Source organism: Pontibacter actiniarum, from assembly GCF_003585765.1.
In the GTDB taxonomy this organism is placed as follows: domain Bacteria; phylum Bacteroidota; class Bacteroidia; order Cytophagales; family Hymenobacteraceae; genus Pontibacter; species Pontibacter actiniarum.
In genome coordinates this window covers 1,253,769-1,270,164 of the sequence record NZ_CP021235.1, presented here as the reverse complement: position 1 = coordinate 1,270,164, position 16,396 = coordinate 1,253,769, and the positions used below count along the sequence as shown (strand labels likewise).

The following is a 16,396-nucleotide window of genomic DNA, read 5'->3' as shown; positions in this document are numbered from 1 at the left end:
GTTAAAGATAGTACAAAGACTTCTGAGATACGAATTCTGGTTCTCGGGTTATGGTTATAGGTTAATGCTTACCGCCTCTTGCCCTTTGCAATGGAGATTAGTTTGTGTGAGCTGGAGGATGAACGGCAGCTAGGAAGAATAGCTTGGCTGAAGATGCGGTAAGCAGGGCCAATGGAAGTATAAGCAAAGGTAGACTAAGGCACAAGCGGACGCTTGCGCCAGAAAGGTGTAAGTATAGCCAAGACAGTAACAGGTGTAGTTGAGTTGTAAACTCGCGCCAGCAGGGAGCTGTGGAAATGGAAGCACAGGCAAAGGTAGTTTAAGGCACAAGCGGACGCTTGCGCCAGCAGGGATCATCGGAGGTACAAGCATACATATACCTGCGCCAGGGAACAGGTCGTTCGGAGCAGCTACCGCAGCAAAACCCAGAAGGATCCCAACGAAAACAAACAAAACAAAAAGAGCCGTTTACAAGTTACCTTTGCACAAAAGAACAAGCGCCATTACCCTTGAACTACAGAAAATTAAGTTACCTCGTACTGCTGCTGGTGGCTGTACTTACCGCCCTCAGCGTGTTCTTCGCCTCCCGCCTTCGTTTCGACTACAACTTCGACAACTTCTTTCCGAAAGGCGACCCCGACCTGGCGTACTATTTTAGCTACCGCGATAAGTTCGGCAACGACAACGACTATATTCTGATCGGGCTCGACAACCAGGGCAAAAGCCTGTTCGACAAAAGTTTCCTGACGAAAGTGGACAGCCTGACCAAGTTCCTGCAGCGGCAGCCCCATGTGGAGGCGGTGCTTTCTCCTACCACTGTTTCCAGCCCGGTAATTGAGCAATTCGGCTATTTTGAGATTCCGTACCTGCACATGTATGAGCCGGAGCGTTACGAGCAGGACTCCATCAACATCTATACTTCCCGGGAGCTGATAGGCACCCTTTTCTCAGAGGACGCCACGGCAGTATCGTTGTTTGTGCAGACGAGCGATGATTTGAGCAAAGGCGCCAGCGACACCCTGATCGCAGCCCTAAGCCAGCAACTGGAGCGGCTGCAGCTACAGGAAAAGCACGTGGCCGGAAAAGCGCTGGCCCAGTCTGTGTTCGTCGATAAAATGAAGGTAGAGCTGGCCATCTTTATGTCGGCCTCCATCCTGCTGGTTATCTTCTTTCTCTGGATCACTTTCCGTACGGCCTGGGGCGTTCTGGTGCCGCTGGTCGTGGTGCTGCTCTCGGTGCTTTGGGGGATGGGGGTAATGGGCCTGTTCAACAAGCCCATCGACCTCATGACGGTACTGCTGCCGACCATAATGTTTGTGGTGGGCATGTCAGATGTCATCCACATCATGTCGCGCTACGTCACGGAGATCGGCAACGGCATGGAGAAGCTGCCCGCCCTCAAGCTCACAGTCAGGGAAGTTGGCGTGGCAACGTTACTGACCTCCCTGACGACTGCCATCGGCTTCCTGACCCTGCTCACCACCGCCATCGTGCCGATCCGTAACTTTGGCCTGTACACGGCTATTTCCATCGGGCTTGCCTTTATACTTGCCTTTACGGTGCTCCCTGCCATTCTGCTCCTGATAAAGAAACCAAACCCCGTGCGGGCAAAGCGGGTAAGCCTGTCCTGGCCGGTGCTGCTGCGCTCCCTGTTGCGCTATGTGCTCGTTCATCCCAAGGCCATACTTCTTTGCAGCGCCGCAGTTGTTGCCATCAGCCTGGCGGGCATCAGCCAGATAAAAGTAGATACCACCTTGCTGGAGGACCTGGGCGACAAGGACCCGATCGTGAAGGACTTCCAGTACTTTGAGCAAAAGTTTTCGGGGGTGCGGCCTTTCGAGCTGCACCTGGTGGCCGGCGAAGGCCACACTATGTATGACCTGGAGGTGCTGCAGCAGATTGATAAACTGGAGACCTACCTCTACTCCCGCTATGGCCTCAACTTTATCACCTCTCCTGCCACAGTAGTAAAAACCCTGAACCGGGCTCAGAACGGCGGTCTGCAAGAGCACTACACGTTACCTGAAGGCAAGGCCGGTCTGCAGCGTATCAAACGCCGCCTGCAGGCCCTGCGCAACAGCAACGAGCTGCGCAGCGTTGTTACGGCTGATGCCTCGGAAGGGCGGCTGACCGGCAAAATGAAGGACATCGGCAGTGCCAGCGCTTCACAGCGCAACGACTCGCTGCGGGCGTTTATCGCGCAAAACATAAACCCCGATTTACTGCAGACACGGCTGACCGGCAGCGCACTGCTCCTGGACAAGAACAACGAATACGTGACCGCCAACATGATGCAGGGGCTGCTGATCGCCTTTGCCGTCATCGCGGTGATTGTGGGGCTGATCTTCCGCTCGCTGCGCATGGTCATCATTTCGCTGATCCCCAACGTTATCCCGCTGCTGATGATCGGGGGAATCATGGGCTTTATGGGCATCAACATGACGGTGTCGGTATCGATTATCTTCACCATTGCCTTCGGGATAGCCGTGGACGACACGATCCATTTCCTGAGTAAGCTAAAGCTGGAGCTGCTGGCCGGCAGGTCGCTTCCGTATGCCATCAAGCGCACCTTCATTTCGGCAGGCAAAGCCATCATCATCACCTCCTGCATCCTGGTGGCCGGCTTCCTCACGCTCGTGCTCTCCACCTTCGATGCCACCTTTTACGTGGGGCTGTTTGTGAGCCTTACCCTGGTGTTTGCCGTGGTGGCCGACCTGTTTCTGCTACCCGTCCTGATCCTCCTTTTCTACCGTCATCCAAAAAAATAAATTAGGCCTGTTCCAATAAGGATGACCATATTTGCGTGTAAATTGTGAGACAGTAAACGAAGAGCGATGAAGAGAAAACTATTGGTGATGGCCATGCTATGCCTGTGGTTTGTGGGGGCACAGGCACAGGAAGAAGACAAATTGTCGCGGTTGATGAGCGAGCGGGAGCAGCTGGTGCTGGAGTACCAGTATTACAAGCAGCAGAACAGCAGCTTCTGGGGCACGCAGTCTAAAAAAGACCTGATCAACATCATCGAGACCCTTAAGAAGATCATTAACACCGATTCGGAGCTGATTGCGGCGGTAAAGGAAAACAGCATCCGCCAGATTGCCACCAGCACGGTGCAAAGCAACCGCCAGGGCAAGCTTACCATTGAGGACCAGCGCAATTTTGAGAACCAGATCAGCAGCCTGAAAGGTGAGGTAAAGACGCTGCAGAGCACACTCAAAAAGCGTGAGCGCGCGGTAATAGACCTGGAGAGCCAGCTGAAAGCCACGTACGACGTGAAGTACGGGAAAGACAAGGTTATCTCCGTGCTGGCCGTCACCTCCTTTATCCTGCTTCTGTACGCGGTGTTCCTGCAGGTGCGCCTGAACAACTCCAAATCAAAAGCCCGCAAGAAAAAGAAAGTATAAACAGCCCGCCGCTGTTGGCAGGAATTATCCGGGGCACAGAATTTGTTATACTTCGTGCAGCTAGTAATTTAACCACAGGTACGCCATCCTGCGTACTTGTTAAACATACATAACTTGAAAAGGCTGGAGCAACACGACCAGCCTTTCTTTTTGATATACATGAGCGAAATATTATATGAGCTGAAGCGGGTACAGGAGCTGCTTAAAATAGAGCAGGAAGAAGACCGCCAGCAGTACAAGATCAAAAGCCTGAAAAGCACCATTGCCGAGCGCAAGGAAATGGGCTTTTGCTGGTACCCGGTTACCATCGCCAAAGAAGAGCTGGGTTTCGGCAACAAAGTGGTGCTGGAGCTGGAGCGCACCAAGGACCGCGACCAGCTGCACCTCTTCCAGGTGGGCAAAACGGCCGCGCTCTTTAGCAACGGCAGCGAGCGCCAGAGCCTGAACGGCGTAATAGTGGGCCTGAAGCGTAACAAAGTGCTGCTGGCCACAAACAGAGAAGACCTGCCTGACTGGATAGACGAAGGCCGCCTCGGCGTAGACCTCACCTTTGATGAGATGAGCTACCGCGAAATGGAGATTGCCATGAAGAAGGTGATCGAAGCGCATAAAACGCGCCTGGCAGAGCTACGCGATATTCTTTTAGGAGATGTGCCGGCACACTTTACGGATGCCTCCATGGATGACATTCCCTCGCTGAACCCCTCGCAGAACGAGGCGGTACGCAAAATTGTGCAGGCCAAGGACGTGGCCATTATCCACGGCCCTCCGGGCACCGGTAAAACAACAACGCTGGTGCAAGCCATCCTGAAAACGCTGGAAACGCAGAAGCGCCTGCTGGTTACGGCACCGTCTAACACAGCGGTGGACCTGCTGACGGAGAAGCTGGCGAACGATGGCGTGAACGTGATTCGCATCGGCAACCCGTCCCGCGTGTCTGATGTGCTGCTGGAGCATACGCTGGACGCCCAGGTGATGGGGCACCGCTCCTATAAGAACCTGAAGGAATACCGCAAAACCGCGGAGGAGTACCGGCGCATGGCTTTCCAGTTTAAGCGCAAGTTCGGCCATGAGGAGCGGGCGCAGCGCCAGATGTATAAAATGGAAAGCAAGCGCCTGCTGGAGGAAGCGGACCGCGTGGAGGAGTACATTACGGAAGACTTGCTGAACAACGTGCAGGTGATTACCTGTACGCTGGTAGGGGCGGCCAACAAAGCCATCCGGCACCTGGAGTACGACACAGTGTTTATCGATGAAGCGGCGCAGGCGCTGGAGCCGGGCTGCTGGATTCCAATCTCCAGGGCCAAACGCGTGGTGCTGGCCGGCGACCATTGCCAGCTACCACCCACGGTAAAGTCTTTTGAGGCGGAGCAGAAGGGCTTGGGCAAAACGCTGTTCGAAAAATGCATAGAGCGCCAGCCAGATGTGTCGGTGATGCTGAAGACGCAGTACCGCATGCACCACCACATCATGGAGTTCTCGAACCAGCAGTTCTACAACGGTGAGCTGAAGGCGCACGAGAGCGTGCACAGCAGCGACCTGCACCAGTACAACCCGCACTTTGCCCCCGGCCTGGCTGTAGAGTTTGTTGATACGGCCGGTTGCGGCTACAACGAGGTGGAAACGCCGGAAAGCAGCAGCTCGGCCAACCCCGATGAGGCAAACCTGTTGCTCAACCACCTCACCCACCTGCTGAAAGACTACAGCCAGGCGGATGCGGAAACAGAGCACCTGCGCATCGGCGTTATTGCCCCGTACCGCGCCCAGATCAACTACCTGGAGGACCGCGTAGAGCACATTCCGCAGCTGCATGAGCTGCGCCAGAAGCGGCAGCTCTCGGTCGGCACCGTGGACAGTTTTCAGGGGCAGGAGCGCGATATTATCTATATCAGCATGACGCGCAGCAATGAGCAGGGCGAGATCGGGTTTCTGGCAGACATACGCCGGATGAACGTAGCCATGACACGCGCTAAGAAAAAAATGGTGGTGGTCGGCGATAGTGCTACCCTTAGCCAACATCCGTTCTACGCTTCGTTCCTGAATTACGTAGAGAGTATAAACGCCTACCGCAGCGCCTGGGAACTGCAGGAGCTGATGGCCTAGGCTGGTGTAAAAAACGAACAAAGGTTAGAGTTCTGCAGTATATTTTTTAACTTGAACCTTTCTAAAATTTAACAAGAGCAGATGAAGATTGAAAAAAACAAAGTAGTTACCTTAACCTACGAGTTGCGCATCATGGATGAGAACGGCGAGCCAAGCCTGATCGAAACGGCAGATAAAGAGCAACCGATGGCTTTTATCTACGGCATGAGCGGCTTACCGGAGCAATTTGAGGAGCAGCTTGGCGGCCTTAGCACCGGCGACAGCTTCGACTTTAAACTGGACTCAGAAGAAGGTTACGGCGGCTACGATGAAAACGCGGTGGTGGACCTTCCTAAAAAGTCTTTCGAGATCGAGGGCACAGTACCGGGAGATCTGCTTGAGATTGGCAACTACATCCCTATGACCGACAGCGAAGGCAACCAGCTGCAGGGCCGTGTAGTGGAGGTAACAAACGATACCGTTAAAATGGACTTCAACCACCCGCTGTCTGGCAAGGAGCTATACTTTAAGGGCAAAGTGGAAGACGTACGCGATGCCACTCCTGAGGAGCTGGATCACGGCCACGTACACGGAGCAGGCGGTCATCACCACTAAGAAATACTATTTTAGAAGTATAAAAAGAGCGGCAGGAGTTTATTTCTGCCGCTCTTTTGTTTTAGAGGCTGCACAAGCGGTTCTTTGCCAGTAGAACTTTGCCCAAGTTAACCACCGCAATGGCTACCTAAGCTGATCCTAACCTGTAGGGAAAGGACTTTGTGGATGTTGCCGTGCCCACCGCGGAGCAAATCCGAAGGTAAAATAAGACTAAAATGAATAAGCAGTAGCAGGAAGCACAGCGAGTGCCATACTTGCAGCAACAGGGGCTACAGGCAAAAACTTGCACGTTAAAGGCTCTGTTAAAGTATAAACCAGTTTAAACCTTTATCTCTACCCGCTTACCGGTACGCGCGGCCTCGTAAATAGCCTCCAGTATGCGCACATCGCGCAAGCCCATCTCCCCCGGCACCCGTGTGGTTTTATTTTCCAGGATACATTCGGCAAAGGCATCCATCTGGCGCGCCTGCTGGTTCACGTTGGAGAGGTTCATCGGGCCTGCGCTGGTCTCGCCCTGAATGCCGCTGTAGCTGTAAGCAGGCTGTAGCCGCCACCACCCTTTATCCGCCTTGCCGTATAGCAGGTTCTGGTCTTTGTTGTAGCTGGTTGTGCAGTCGGCCACCGCCCCGTTGGGGAACTCCATCTGCCAATCGATGGACTGCTCCACCTCGTCAAAAAAATCCGGGCGCGTTACCTCCCCGAACTTAGCCGTAACGGCAGTGGGTGTCTGGCCCATGGTGTAGATCGCCCCCTGCACACAGTAGATGCCGAGGTCCATCAGCGGCCCTCCGCCTGCCAGCTTTTTATCCAGCCGCCACCTATCCGGGTTACCGCTCATCACAAAACTGTCAGCGGCCTCTATGCGCTGCACCGGCCCATAAACCTGCTGCTGGCCCAGCTCCATTACCCGCAGGTTGTGTGGCTCAAAGTGCAGGCGATACCCGATAGAGAGCTTCACGTTGCTCTTGTTGCAAGCCTCAATCATACGCTGGCAGTCTGCCACAGACGTAGCCATGGGCTTTTCGCTGATCATGTGCTTGCCTGCCTGCGCCCCACGAACCGTATACTCGGCATGCATGGCGTTGGGCAGTACCACATAAATAATATCGATGTCGGGGTTATCGGCTATCTGGTCGTAGGTCTCATAGTTGTAGATGTTCTGGTCCGGGATGTTGTACTTGCGCTTCCAGGCTGCTGCCTTTGAGGGGGTGCCCGTCACAATTCCGGCCAGGTAGCATTTCTCTGTTTCCTGCAAAGCGGGAGCCAGCTGATTGGTCGCGTAGTTGCCCAGCCCCACCAGGGCAATGCCCAGCTTTCTCTTCCGGGTGCCCCACTGCCCGGCCTGCTGTTCTTTTTCCGCGGCACCGGCAGCCGGCCCTGTGGCCATCGACACCAGCGGCATGCCCAGTGCGGTGGCGCCAAAGGCCAGCGAAATATCTTTCAGAAACTTTCTACGGTTATGGCGAAAGAGGTAGTTCAGGTGTTTCATAGCTGCAGTATAGGTTTGTCTTCACCCTAGAAGTATAAGCAGCACACTCTAAAAGGTTTACAGCTTAACTAAAGAAACCGTAACCTTAACACTCTACCGCTACAGCTGCGCAATGGCTTTGGCCACATACTGCTCCAGCTCCGGGAAGAAAACCTCAAAGTCAGCGTGGTACAGCGCGTACTGGGCCACCAGCTCTTCGGCGGCTGTTTCCATGCCCGAGACAAAGGAGGTGCGGCGGCTCATCCCCGTCAGGGCCTGGGCCACGCCAGCTACCTCAGCATAGGACTCCAGCCAGTTTTGCCGCTGCATGTACGGGAAGATATCCTGCATGCGCGGCGGCAGCACGTGGTAGTTCCGCTGGATTAAGGTATAGGAGCGCTGCACAAAGTCCGGCAGCGGCTCCGGGGCGTATAGCTCAAAGTTGCGGGCCAGAAAATGGTCATAGTACATGTCGGCAATAACCGGGGCGAACTTTTTATACTTTGGCCGCAGGCGGGCCTTGGTTAGGCCGACAACCGGATGCGTGTCGGTGTAGGTGTCGATGAGGCGGTGCAGCCGGATACCCCTGGCGATACCGGGGCTGTACTGCTCGGCCTGCCGCCCTTTTACGGCATCGGCTATAAAATTCCCCAGCAGCAGTTCTTCATCGGTTCCGGACAGGTAAATGTGAGCCAGATAGTTCAAGCGTGGTTCAGTATGAGGTGAAAAGTATAAACAGGCTTCTTTGCCTATTGTTTTAGCGGCTTCAGGAGCCTTTTTGTTGCCTTGCGCAAAGTATAAACCCAAACCCAAATAGCCGCGTAATCAAACACAAACAAGATAGAAAGCTATGAACAACGACCCAAATACAACAGAGAACTTAAAAAACCTTGTAGATAAGATAAAGGATGTAAAGATTGCCATGATGACCACCGTGCACGATGACGGTACGCTGCGCAGCCGGCCCATGAAAACGCAGAAGACCGAGGCCGACGGGGATCTTTGGTTCTTTACGGGCTACGAGTCCGGCAAATCGCACGAGATTGAGCACGACGCCCATGTAAACCTGAGCTACGCGGAACCGAGCGACAACCTGTATGTTTCGGTATCGGGGAGAGCCCGCGTTATGCGCGACCAGCAGAAGATAGACGAACTGTGGAGCGCTGACATGAAGGCCTGGTTCCCGAACGGAAAAGAAGACAAGAACATCGGCCTCATCCGGGTATCCATAGACAAAGCCGAATACTGGGATACGCCGAGCAACACCATGGTGACGCTGTACGGCATGGCCAAGGCAGCCATCACCGGAGAGCCTGCAAAAGGCGGCGAAAACAAGAAAATCAACCTATAACAGGTTAATTCATACAAGCTCAACAACACCTGCTGAACATTTTGATTTGGCAGGTGTTCTTTTTTGCACATACATTGTACTTTAGCTGAGCCTGGGCTGCCCAAAGTGACTCTGGCACAGAACGCTTTCCAGCAAAGACAGCGGTTTTCTGCAGCATCATAACCCTAACCTACACCCGTGGCCCTTTCGCACAGTCCTTCAGAAACTCCTCGCCTCACCACCCTTACCCTTTTCGGTATCCGCAGCGGCCACATCCGCTGGGGGCTGGCGCAGATGGGCACCTCCGCTCCAAAGCTACAGCAGGTGCCGGGGCTGCTTTTCTTTAAGCTGCTGGGGAGCGGGCACGGCCGGGGCTTCAGTATCAAGCCTAATTTAAGAAGGTACGGGCTCATGTGCACCTGGGAGAGCGAGGCTGCCGCCGATGCCTTTCTGCAGCACTCTTCACTGATCCAGGAGTACAGGTGGCACACCGACGAAATATGGACCACCAAGCTGCTGCCGTATCAATCGCACGGGCAGTGGGACGGGCGGGAGCCCTTCGCTCCTCCTCTGGCCGAAAGCTACAGCGGCGGCCCCATTGCCGTACTGACGCGGGCAAGTATAAACTGGCGGGCTTTGCTGGGTTTCTGGCGTTTTGTGCCCCAAACAAGTACAGCACTGGACACAGCGGAAGGTTTGATCTGCTCCATCGGCCTGGGAGAGCTGCCCCTTGTTAGGCAGGCGACCTTTAGTGTGTGGGAGTCGGCAGAGGCGATGAAAAAGTATGCCTATAAAAACCCGCTGCACCAGGAAGTGATGCGCCGCACGCGCTCCGAGAACTGGTACAGCGAAGAGCTTTTTGCCAGGTTCAAACCCACCAGCAGCCAGGGCACCTGGAACGGAGTGGACCCACTGGCGAACCTGCCCCTGCGGCAGGCGCAGGATTTTTAGGCGTGGTTTTTCTTTTTGAGCTGCTCCATAATGTCCTCCAGCAGGTCTAGCTGCAGCTGCTGTATCTCCACCAGGTGCTGGTTCTGGTGCATCAGCAGGTGGTCTATCTTTTCGTGCAGCAGCCGGATCTCCAGCTCAGCCTTCAGGTTTATCTTATAATCGTGTTCGGAGCGAAGTCGGTCTTTGGCCTCCTGCCGATTTTGGCTCATCATAATAATGGGCGCCTGTATGGCAGCCAGGCACGAGAGAATAAGGTTTAGCAGTATAAACGGGTAAGGGTCGAATGGCCTTGTGGCCAGTACATACACGTTTACCACCATCCAGAGCAGCAGGAAGGAAAAAAAGATCAGGATGAAGGTCCAGCTGCCGCCAAAGCTCGCTATTCGGTCTGCCATGCGGTCGCCGAGGCTGATTTGCCCTTTCAGGTCCTCCTCCACGTTAGAAGAGAGCAACTCCTCCCGGTTTATACTTCGCACCACCTCCTCTTCCAGCTCCGTCAGCTCGCCAAGTTCCTGCCGCAGCAGCTGCTCCAGGTACAGCTTCCGGTACTTGGCCACCACATCAGCGGCAATGTACTTCTCCTCATCAAAATCCGGGTAGTCCGCCTTAATCAACTGAAGCACATGGTGCCGAATGGCCTTACCCGGCAGCAGCAGGTGGTGCGGCAAACGTTTCTTCGTAACCTGGCAAACGCCAAACGGCTCGCGGTGGTGGCTCATAGCGGGAGTGTTAGGGCTGCTTCTGTAGGGCTATTCCTCTAAAGGGTTCTGATCTGGGGCCAGCTGCTGCAGTACGCGCTCCAGGTGGGCCTTCATGCCGTCGTAAGGGCGGTAGCCACGGCTGATCAGGTGAATGCTGGTGCCGTTAAGCAAGTACAAACTCGGGAAAGCCGTGGCCTGCAGGTGACGGGCAATGGTAAAGTCCTGCTGCGTTTTCTCCTTCATCTCCTGCGATACGAACTGCTCCAGGAACGCGTCTTCCTCCACCCCGAACGTGGCAGCTATGCTGGCCAGCACCTCCGGTTTGGTTACATCGTTGTTCTTGGCGTAGAAAGCGCTTTGCACCGCCTCTGCCATGTCAAACTCCTTTTCCGGCATCAGGTAGCGCATGGTTACCACGGCACGGCAACCCGGCTCTGTATCGTATACAAAATCGTCTCGATCAAAAAAGCTGTAGTCGAAAGGCTGCTCTGTGATCTTCTCCACGTCCTGCCAGTGGTGTTTGATGCTTTCCTTCATCTGCTGCTCCAGCGGGCGCTCGGTGCCGGGGCGCAGGCCGCCCATTACCAGCTTAAACTGCAGCTTCCCCTGCTCCTCTGCCACCAGTTGCTTGATAACCGGGGCAAAGCCGTAGCACCAGGAGCACATCGGGTCCATCACATAAATCAGGTGAATAATATCGAGTAGGTCGTGTTTCTTCTGTTCCATGGTGCAAAGGTAGGGATTTGGGGGATTTATACTTTGTTTTACGAAGATGCCGGGGTTCGAGTGATGTGCAAATGATGCGCTGCTTGTATGCTTACACCTCCCCCCCCAGCTGGCGCAAGCGTCCGCCTGTGCCTTTACCTGTCCCGCTGGCGTAAGTCTTCCTCTGCTGGCCTCTGCTGGCGCGAGTTTGTAACTCGTGTCTTACTATGACGTTGAGTTTGTAACTCAACTGGCTTGTAAAGCCACACCTGCTACTGCCTTCGCTATACTTGCACCTTGCTGGCACAAGCGTCCGCTTGTGCCTTAGTCTACCTTTGCTTATACTTCCATTGGCCCTGCTTACCGCATCTTCAGCCAAGCTATCCTTTCTTTCTGGCTTCATCCTGCAGCTCCCCAATACCTACTGTTTCACTTTATACTTTGGAGCGCTCATGCCCGCGAAGCCTCGTCCTGGGGGTAGGGCCCCTCGATAAGGGCATCGCACTGTGTGCCTGAAGCTGCTCCGGGGGTAGGGGCCCTCTATTAGCTCCGCTGCGGGCTGCCCTAGCGGGCACCGCAACAGGCACAAGGCGCTAAACCCAAGGACTGGAATCAATTCCGGTAGCCAGGACTGTTGCTGTAAAGCGTTCCCTTAACTTTCTCCCGCTTCTCCATAATACAACCCATCCTAAACCTGCATAGCAAAGGAATACCTGGAGGTGCTTGAATCGCTAACATTTTCTCCATTCCCCTCCTAAAGCATTCTACAATTAACATTTTAGGATTATCTTAGCAGTTCAACTAGAATCAAAAGTATAGCTATACACTATGTCAGAGTACAATTTCAACCAGATTGAGAAAAAGTGGCAGCGGTACTGGGAAGAAAACCAGACCTTTAAAGCCACCGCCACCAGTGATAAGCCCAAATACTACGCCCTGGACATGTTCCCGTACCCCTCCGGTGCCGGGCTGCATGTCGGCCACCCGCTTGGCTACATTGCCTCTGACATCGTGAGCCGCTACAAGCGCCTGAAAGGCTTTAACGTGCTGCACCCAATGGGCTTCGACGCCTTTGGCCTCCCGGCCGAGCAGTATGCTATCCAAACCGGGCAGCACCCGGCTATTACCACCGAGCAAAACATTAAGCGCTATGTGGAGCAGCTAAAGAACATCGGCTTTTCCTTCGACTGGGAGCGCGAGATCCGTACCTCCGAGCCAAACTACTACAAATGGACGCAGTGGATCTTCATGCAGCTGTTCAACAGCTATTACAACTACAGCACCGACAAAGCGGAGCCGATAGATGCGCTGGTACGCGTGTTTGAGCTAAGCGGAAACGAGCAGGTAAACGCTGCCTGCGATGAAGATACGCCAGCCTTTTCATCAGAAGACTGGAACAACTTTAACGAGCAGCAGAAGTCGGAAATGCTGCTGAAATATAGATTGACCTACGTTGCCGAAGCCGTGGTGAACTGGTGCCCTGCCCTGGGCACCGTACTCGCCAACGACGAAGTGGTGGGCGGTGTGTCGGAGCGTGGCGGTTACCCGGTGGAGCGCAAGAAAATGCGCCAGTGGATGATGCGCATCACGGCCTACGCGGAGCGCCTGCTACAGGGCCTGGAGGACATCGACTGGCCGGAGCCAATTAAAGAGATGCAGCGCAACTGGATCGGCAAATCGGTGGGTGCCGAGCTGGACTTCTCCATTGAAAATGCCGCAGACAAGATCAAGGTCTTCACAACGCGCATCGATACTATTTTCGGCGTTTCGTTTGTGGTGCTGGCGCCGGAGCATGAGCTGGTAGAGCAGATCACGACTGATGCACAGCGCGCCGCCGTGGAAGAGTACGTGCAGGTAGCCAAAAACCGCTCCGAACGCGAGCGCATGACGGACGTAAAAACCGTGAGCGGCGTGTTTACCGGTGCCTATGCTGTAAACCCTATCTCAGGCGATAAAGTACAGATCTGGATTGCCGACTACGTACTGGCTGGTTACGGTACAGGTGCCGTCATGGCCGTGCCGGGCCACGACAGCCGCGACTATGCCTTCGCCAAGCACTTTGGCCTGCCGATTCCGCAGGTGGTAGAGGGTGGTAACATAGAGGAGGAAGCTTACGCAGGAAAAGAAGGCAAGATCATCAACTCCGGTTTCCTGAACGGGCTGGAAGTGAAAGAAGCCATAAAAGCTGGTATAGCCAAAGCCGAAGAGCTGGGCGTAGGCAAGGGCCGCACACAGTACCGCATGCGCGATGCCGTGTTCAGCCGCCAGCGCTACTGGGGCGAGCCGGTACCGGTGTACTTCAAAGACGGCGTGCCGCACCTGATCCGGGAAGAGGAACTGCCGTTGGAGCTGCCAAAAATTGATGCGTACCTGCCAACCGAAACCGGCGAGCCGCCGCTTGGCCGCGCCGTGGACTGGAAGTATGACAACCAGTATGAGTATGAGCTGAGCACCATGCCGGGCTGGGCCGGCAGCAGCTGGTACTGGTACCGCTACATGGACCCGCAGAACGACAGCGCCTTTGCCGATGAAGACATCATCAAGTACTGGCGCAATGTGGACCTGTACATCGGCGGTTCTGAGCACGCCACAGGCCACCTGCTGTACTCACGCTTCTGGAACAAGTTCATGTATGACCTGGGGCTGGTAGTGGAACAGGAGCCGTTTAAAAAGCTCATCAACCAGGGTATGATCCAGGGCCGCTCCAACTTTGTGTACCGCATCAACGGCACCAACAAGTATGTTTCCTTCGGGTTGAAAGACCAGTATGAAACATCGCAGCTGCACGTGGACGTGAACATTGTGGAGAACGATGTGCTGGACCTGGAGGCCTTCAAGAACTGGCGAGCTGAGAACGCAGACGCCGAGTTCATACTGGAAGATGGAAAGTACATCTGCGGCGTGGAGATCGAGAAGATGTCGAAGTCGAAGTACAACGTGGTGAATCCGGACGACATCGTGGATCGACAGGGAGCCGACACACTGCGCATGTACGAAATGTTCCTGGGGCCGCTGGAGCAGTTTAAGCCCTGGAACACCAACGGCATGGACGGCGTGCACAAGTTCCTGAAGAAGTACTGGAAGCTGTTCTTCAGCAAAGAGGGAAACCTGCAGGTTACGGATGAGCAACCGACGGCAGAAGAACTGAAGTCGCTGCACAAAACGATCAAGAAAGTGGAGGAAGACATTGAGCGCTTCTCGTTCAACACCTCCGTTTCCACCTTTATGATCTGCGTGAACGAGCTGACACAGCTTAAGTGCCACAAGCGCGCCATCCTGGAGCCGCTCACCGTCATCCTCTCCCCTTACGCCCCGCACATCACCGAGGAGCTGTGGGAGCAGCTGGGCCATCAGGAGAGCATCAGCTATGCCGGGTTCCCGCAGTGGAAGGAGGAGTACCTGGTGGAGAACACGTTTGAGTACCCGGTATCGGTAAACGGGAAAATGCGCGCCAAACTTACCTTTGCCCTGGATGCGCCGCGCGAGGAGATAGAGAAGGCCGTGCTGGCAGAGGAGCAGGTAACCAAGTTCTTTGAAGGAAAAGCACCAAAGAAAATAGTTTACGTGCCTAACAAAATCATAAACGTGGTAGTATAAACTCTACCCCATTTTACCGACTAACTTTCAGAGCCGCCTTAGCTCCCCCTACTAAGGCGGCTTTTTTTATGATGCAGCAGCCCCAGCGGATAGCATGACACAAAGCCCCTAAAAACAGCAAAGGTGACAGGAACGATCTCCTGTCACCTTTGCTGAAGGCGTGCTACAGTAAGCAGCAGGTACGCGTTAGGCGCTCATCTTCTCAGGTGCGGAAACTCTGTCCTCCACCGTTTTGATAGATTCTCTAACCTTTGCCAACAGTTCCGCCAATGTGCCCGCTTCCTCCTCCGTCAGCCCTTGCAACAGTGCATCCAGGTTAGGGAGGTCCTGATCTATTTCCTGGCATATCTGCTGCCCCTCAGGAGAGATCAGGATGTTCACGAGGCGCTTGTCTGAGGGATTCTGCGTTACAGTTACTAACCCTTTCGCGCTAAGCCTGCTTACCAGCCGGGAGGCGTCAGACATCTTGTCCAGCATCTTCTCGCGGAGGAAAGACGTGGAGACCGGCTTCGGGAATTGGTCTCTTAAAATACGCAAGGCATTGTACTGTTGAGTCGTCAGGTTATGTTTCTTAAAGAAACCTTCATACCCATTGTTCAGCATCCCATACGTGTAAATGATACTCATGCTTGCTTTCTGCCAATCGTTCCGAAAGGAACCGATGGCAATTTCTTTCTCTAGGATCATGTGATTATTAAGGTGAGTTTCTCAATTATAATAAAAAAAGTTGGCATTTCAGCGCTTTAAACACAATAAACACATATAAAAAACGATATTTTTAGCGAATATAGCGCTAGTGTCCCGTAAACGGCAGCATAACACCAATGTAGGTACACCAGCACAAAACGTTACACCAGGTAGAAGGCACCTAAAACACAAGAGCCACTCCGGGTATGGAGTGGCTCTTGTGTTTTAGGCAGTCAGGCCCAGCCCGAGTTCCAGTTTCTGTGCTTTGTTGAGCTTGGCCGCAACCAGCCGGTACGAATCGTCAACCCACTGCCGCAGCAGCTCGTCAGGCAAGCCAGCCTCCGGCAGCACGGTATTCCAGTGCGCCTTGTTCATGTGGTAGCCGGGTTTTACCTGCGCATAGCGCTCGCGCAGCTCCAGAGCCCGCTCCGGCGCGCACTTCAGGTTTACACCCTCGCCGAACGCTGCTATGCTGCACAAGGCAAAGATCTTACCGCATACTTTAAATACCAGCGTATCCTCGTCAAAGGGGGTTTCCTCCGCAGCGCCCGGCTTAGACAGGCAGTACTCTCTGAACTCCTCAATATTCACGGCACCGGCTTTCTTAGATGTGCGTGGCGATAAAATAGATGACGCCAGCCAGGAACATCAACATTGATATTTTATTGATGGTGTGCATGGTGCGCAGGTTAAAGTTCGTCTTGCGCCTGGGGTCTTTTTTGCGGAAAAAGTACGTTGCTACCTCCGACATGTCAAACATTCCCTTCTTCATATAGGTTAGGTTAAGTTATCAAAATATAAGTCAGCAACGTGCGCCAAAACTGCACCTGCCATACTTTTACTATAACAGCAATTG

The 16,396-nt window shown here is 54.1% G+C and carries 14 protein-coding genes; 7 read left to right on the top strand and 7 right to left on the bottom strand.

Annotated features, from left to right (window positions below; genetic code table 11):
* The first annotated feature begins 509 nt into the window (after nucleotides 1–509).
* The 4 genes from CA264_RS05475 to CA264_RS05460 all read left to right on the top strand — a co-directional run bounded on the left by CA264_RS05475 (nucleotide 510) and on the right by CA264_RS05460 (nucleotide 6,101).
* Nucleotides 510–2,768 (top strand): efflux RND transporter permease subunit, encoded by a 2,259-nt coding sequence (locus tag CA264_RS05475; RefSeq protein ID WP_025605292.1) that lies wholly within the window; start codon nucleotides 510–512, stop codon nucleotides 2,766–2,768.
* Between the two features lie 66 nt (nucleotides 2,769–2,834).
* Nucleotides 2,835–3,404 carry a hypothetical protein gene (locus tag CA264_RS05470; RefSeq protein ID WP_025605290.1) on the top strand — a complete coding sequence of 190 codons (570 nt, stop codon included), beginning with the start codon at nucleotides 2,835–2,837 and terminating at the stop codon, nucleotides 3,402–3,404.
* 159 nt (nucleotides 3,405–3,563) lie between these two features.
* Complete coding sequence (locus CA264_RS05465) at nucleotides 3,564–5,507, top strand: AAA domain-containing protein (protein WP_025605288.1); 1,944 nt, start codon at nucleotides 3,564–3,566, stop codon at nucleotides 5,505–5,507.
* Nucleotides 5,508–5,588: 81 nt separating this feature from the next.
* Nucleotides 5,589–6,101, top strand: a complete 513-nt coding sequence (locus tag CA264_RS05460) for an FKBP-type peptidyl-prolyl cis-trans isomerase (protein WP_025605286.1) — start codon at nucleotides 5,589–5,591, stop codon at nucleotides 6,099–6,101.
* Between the two features lie 319 nt (nucleotides 6,102–6,420).
* On the opposite strand, the gene CA264_RS05455 is transcribed toward CA264_RS05460, so the two are convergent.
* Nucleotides 6,421–7,590, bottom strand: coding sequence for a Gfo/Idh/MocA family protein (locus CA264_RS05455; RefSeq protein WP_025605284.1), 1,170 nt, complete (start codon nucleotides 7,588–7,590; stop codon nucleotides 6,421–6,423).
* A gap of 99 nt (nucleotides 7,591–7,689) precedes the next feature.
* On the bottom strand, nucleotides 7,690–8,274 hold the full coding sequence (locus CA264_RS05450; RefSeq protein ID WP_025605282.1) for an acyl carrier protein phosphodiesterase: 585 nt from the start codon (nucleotides 8,272–8,274) through the stop codon (nucleotides 7,690–7,692).
* Nucleotides 8,275–8,419: 145 nt separating this feature from the next.
* Here CA264_RS05450 and CA264_RS05445 point away from each other — a divergent pair, with 145 nt between their 5' ends.
* Nucleotides 8,420–8,920 carry a pyridoxamine 5'-phosphate oxidase family protein gene (locus CA264_RS05445; protein WP_025605280.1) on the top strand — a complete coding sequence of 167 codons (501 nt, stop codon included), beginning with the start codon at nucleotides 8,420–8,422 and terminating at the stop codon, nucleotides 8,918–8,920.
* A 177-nt stretch (nucleotides 8,921–9,097) separates the two neighbouring features.
* Nucleotides 9,098–9,850, top strand: a complete 753-nt coding sequence (locus CA264_RS05440) for a DUF3291 domain-containing protein (RefSeq protein WP_025605278.1) — start codon at nucleotides 9,098–9,100, stop codon at nucleotides 9,848–9,850.
* Here the strand turns inward: CA264_RS05440 and CA264_RS05435 are convergent.
* A complete protein-coding gene (locus CA264_RS05435; RefSeq protein WP_025605276.1) occupies nucleotides 9,847–10,569 on the bottom strand; it encodes a DUF1003 domain-containing protein in 723 nt (240 codons plus the stop codon). The two genes, CA264_RS05440 and CA264_RS05435, sit on opposite strands and share 4 nt — an antisense overlap.
* 30 nt (nucleotides 10,570–10,599) lie before the next feature.
* A complete protein-coding gene (locus CA264_RS05430; protein WP_025605274.1) occupies nucleotides 10,600–11,277 on the bottom strand; it encodes a DsbA family protein in 678 nt (225 codons plus the stop codon).
* Nucleotides 11,278–12,084: 807 nt separating this feature from the next.
* On the opposite strand from CA264_RS05430, the gene leuS reads away from it, so the two are divergent.
* Entirely contained in the window at nucleotides 12,085–14,853 is a 2,769-nt protein-coding gene (gene leuS, locus CA264_RS05420) for a leucine--tRNA ligase (protein WP_025605270.1), read from the top strand.
* 186 nt (nucleotides 14,854–15,039) lie between these two features.
* Here leuS and CA264_RS05415 read toward each other — a convergent pair whose 3' ends face one another.
* From CA264_RS05415 to CA264_RS21775, 3 genes are all read right to left on the bottom strand, one after another.
* On the bottom strand, nucleotides 15,040–15,540 hold the full coding sequence (locus CA264_RS05415) for a MarR family winged helix-turn-helix transcriptional regulator (RefSeq protein WP_025605268.1): 501 nt from the start codon (nucleotides 15,538–15,540) through the stop codon (nucleotides 15,040–15,042).
* Between the two features lie 225 nt (nucleotides 15,541–15,765).
* Entirely contained in the window at nucleotides 15,766–16,131 is a 366-nt protein-coding gene (locus CA264_RS05410) for an MmcQ/YjbR family DNA-binding protein (protein ID WP_025605265.1), read from the bottom strand.
* A 13-nt stretch (nucleotides 16,132–16,144) separates the two neighbouring features.
* A complete protein-coding gene (locus tag CA264_RS21775) occupies nucleotides 16,145–16,312 on the bottom strand; it encodes a DUF6728 family protein (RefSeq protein WP_162912058.1) in 168 nt (55 codons plus the stop codon).
* Between the last annotated feature and the right edge of the window lie 84 nt (nucleotides 16,313–16,396).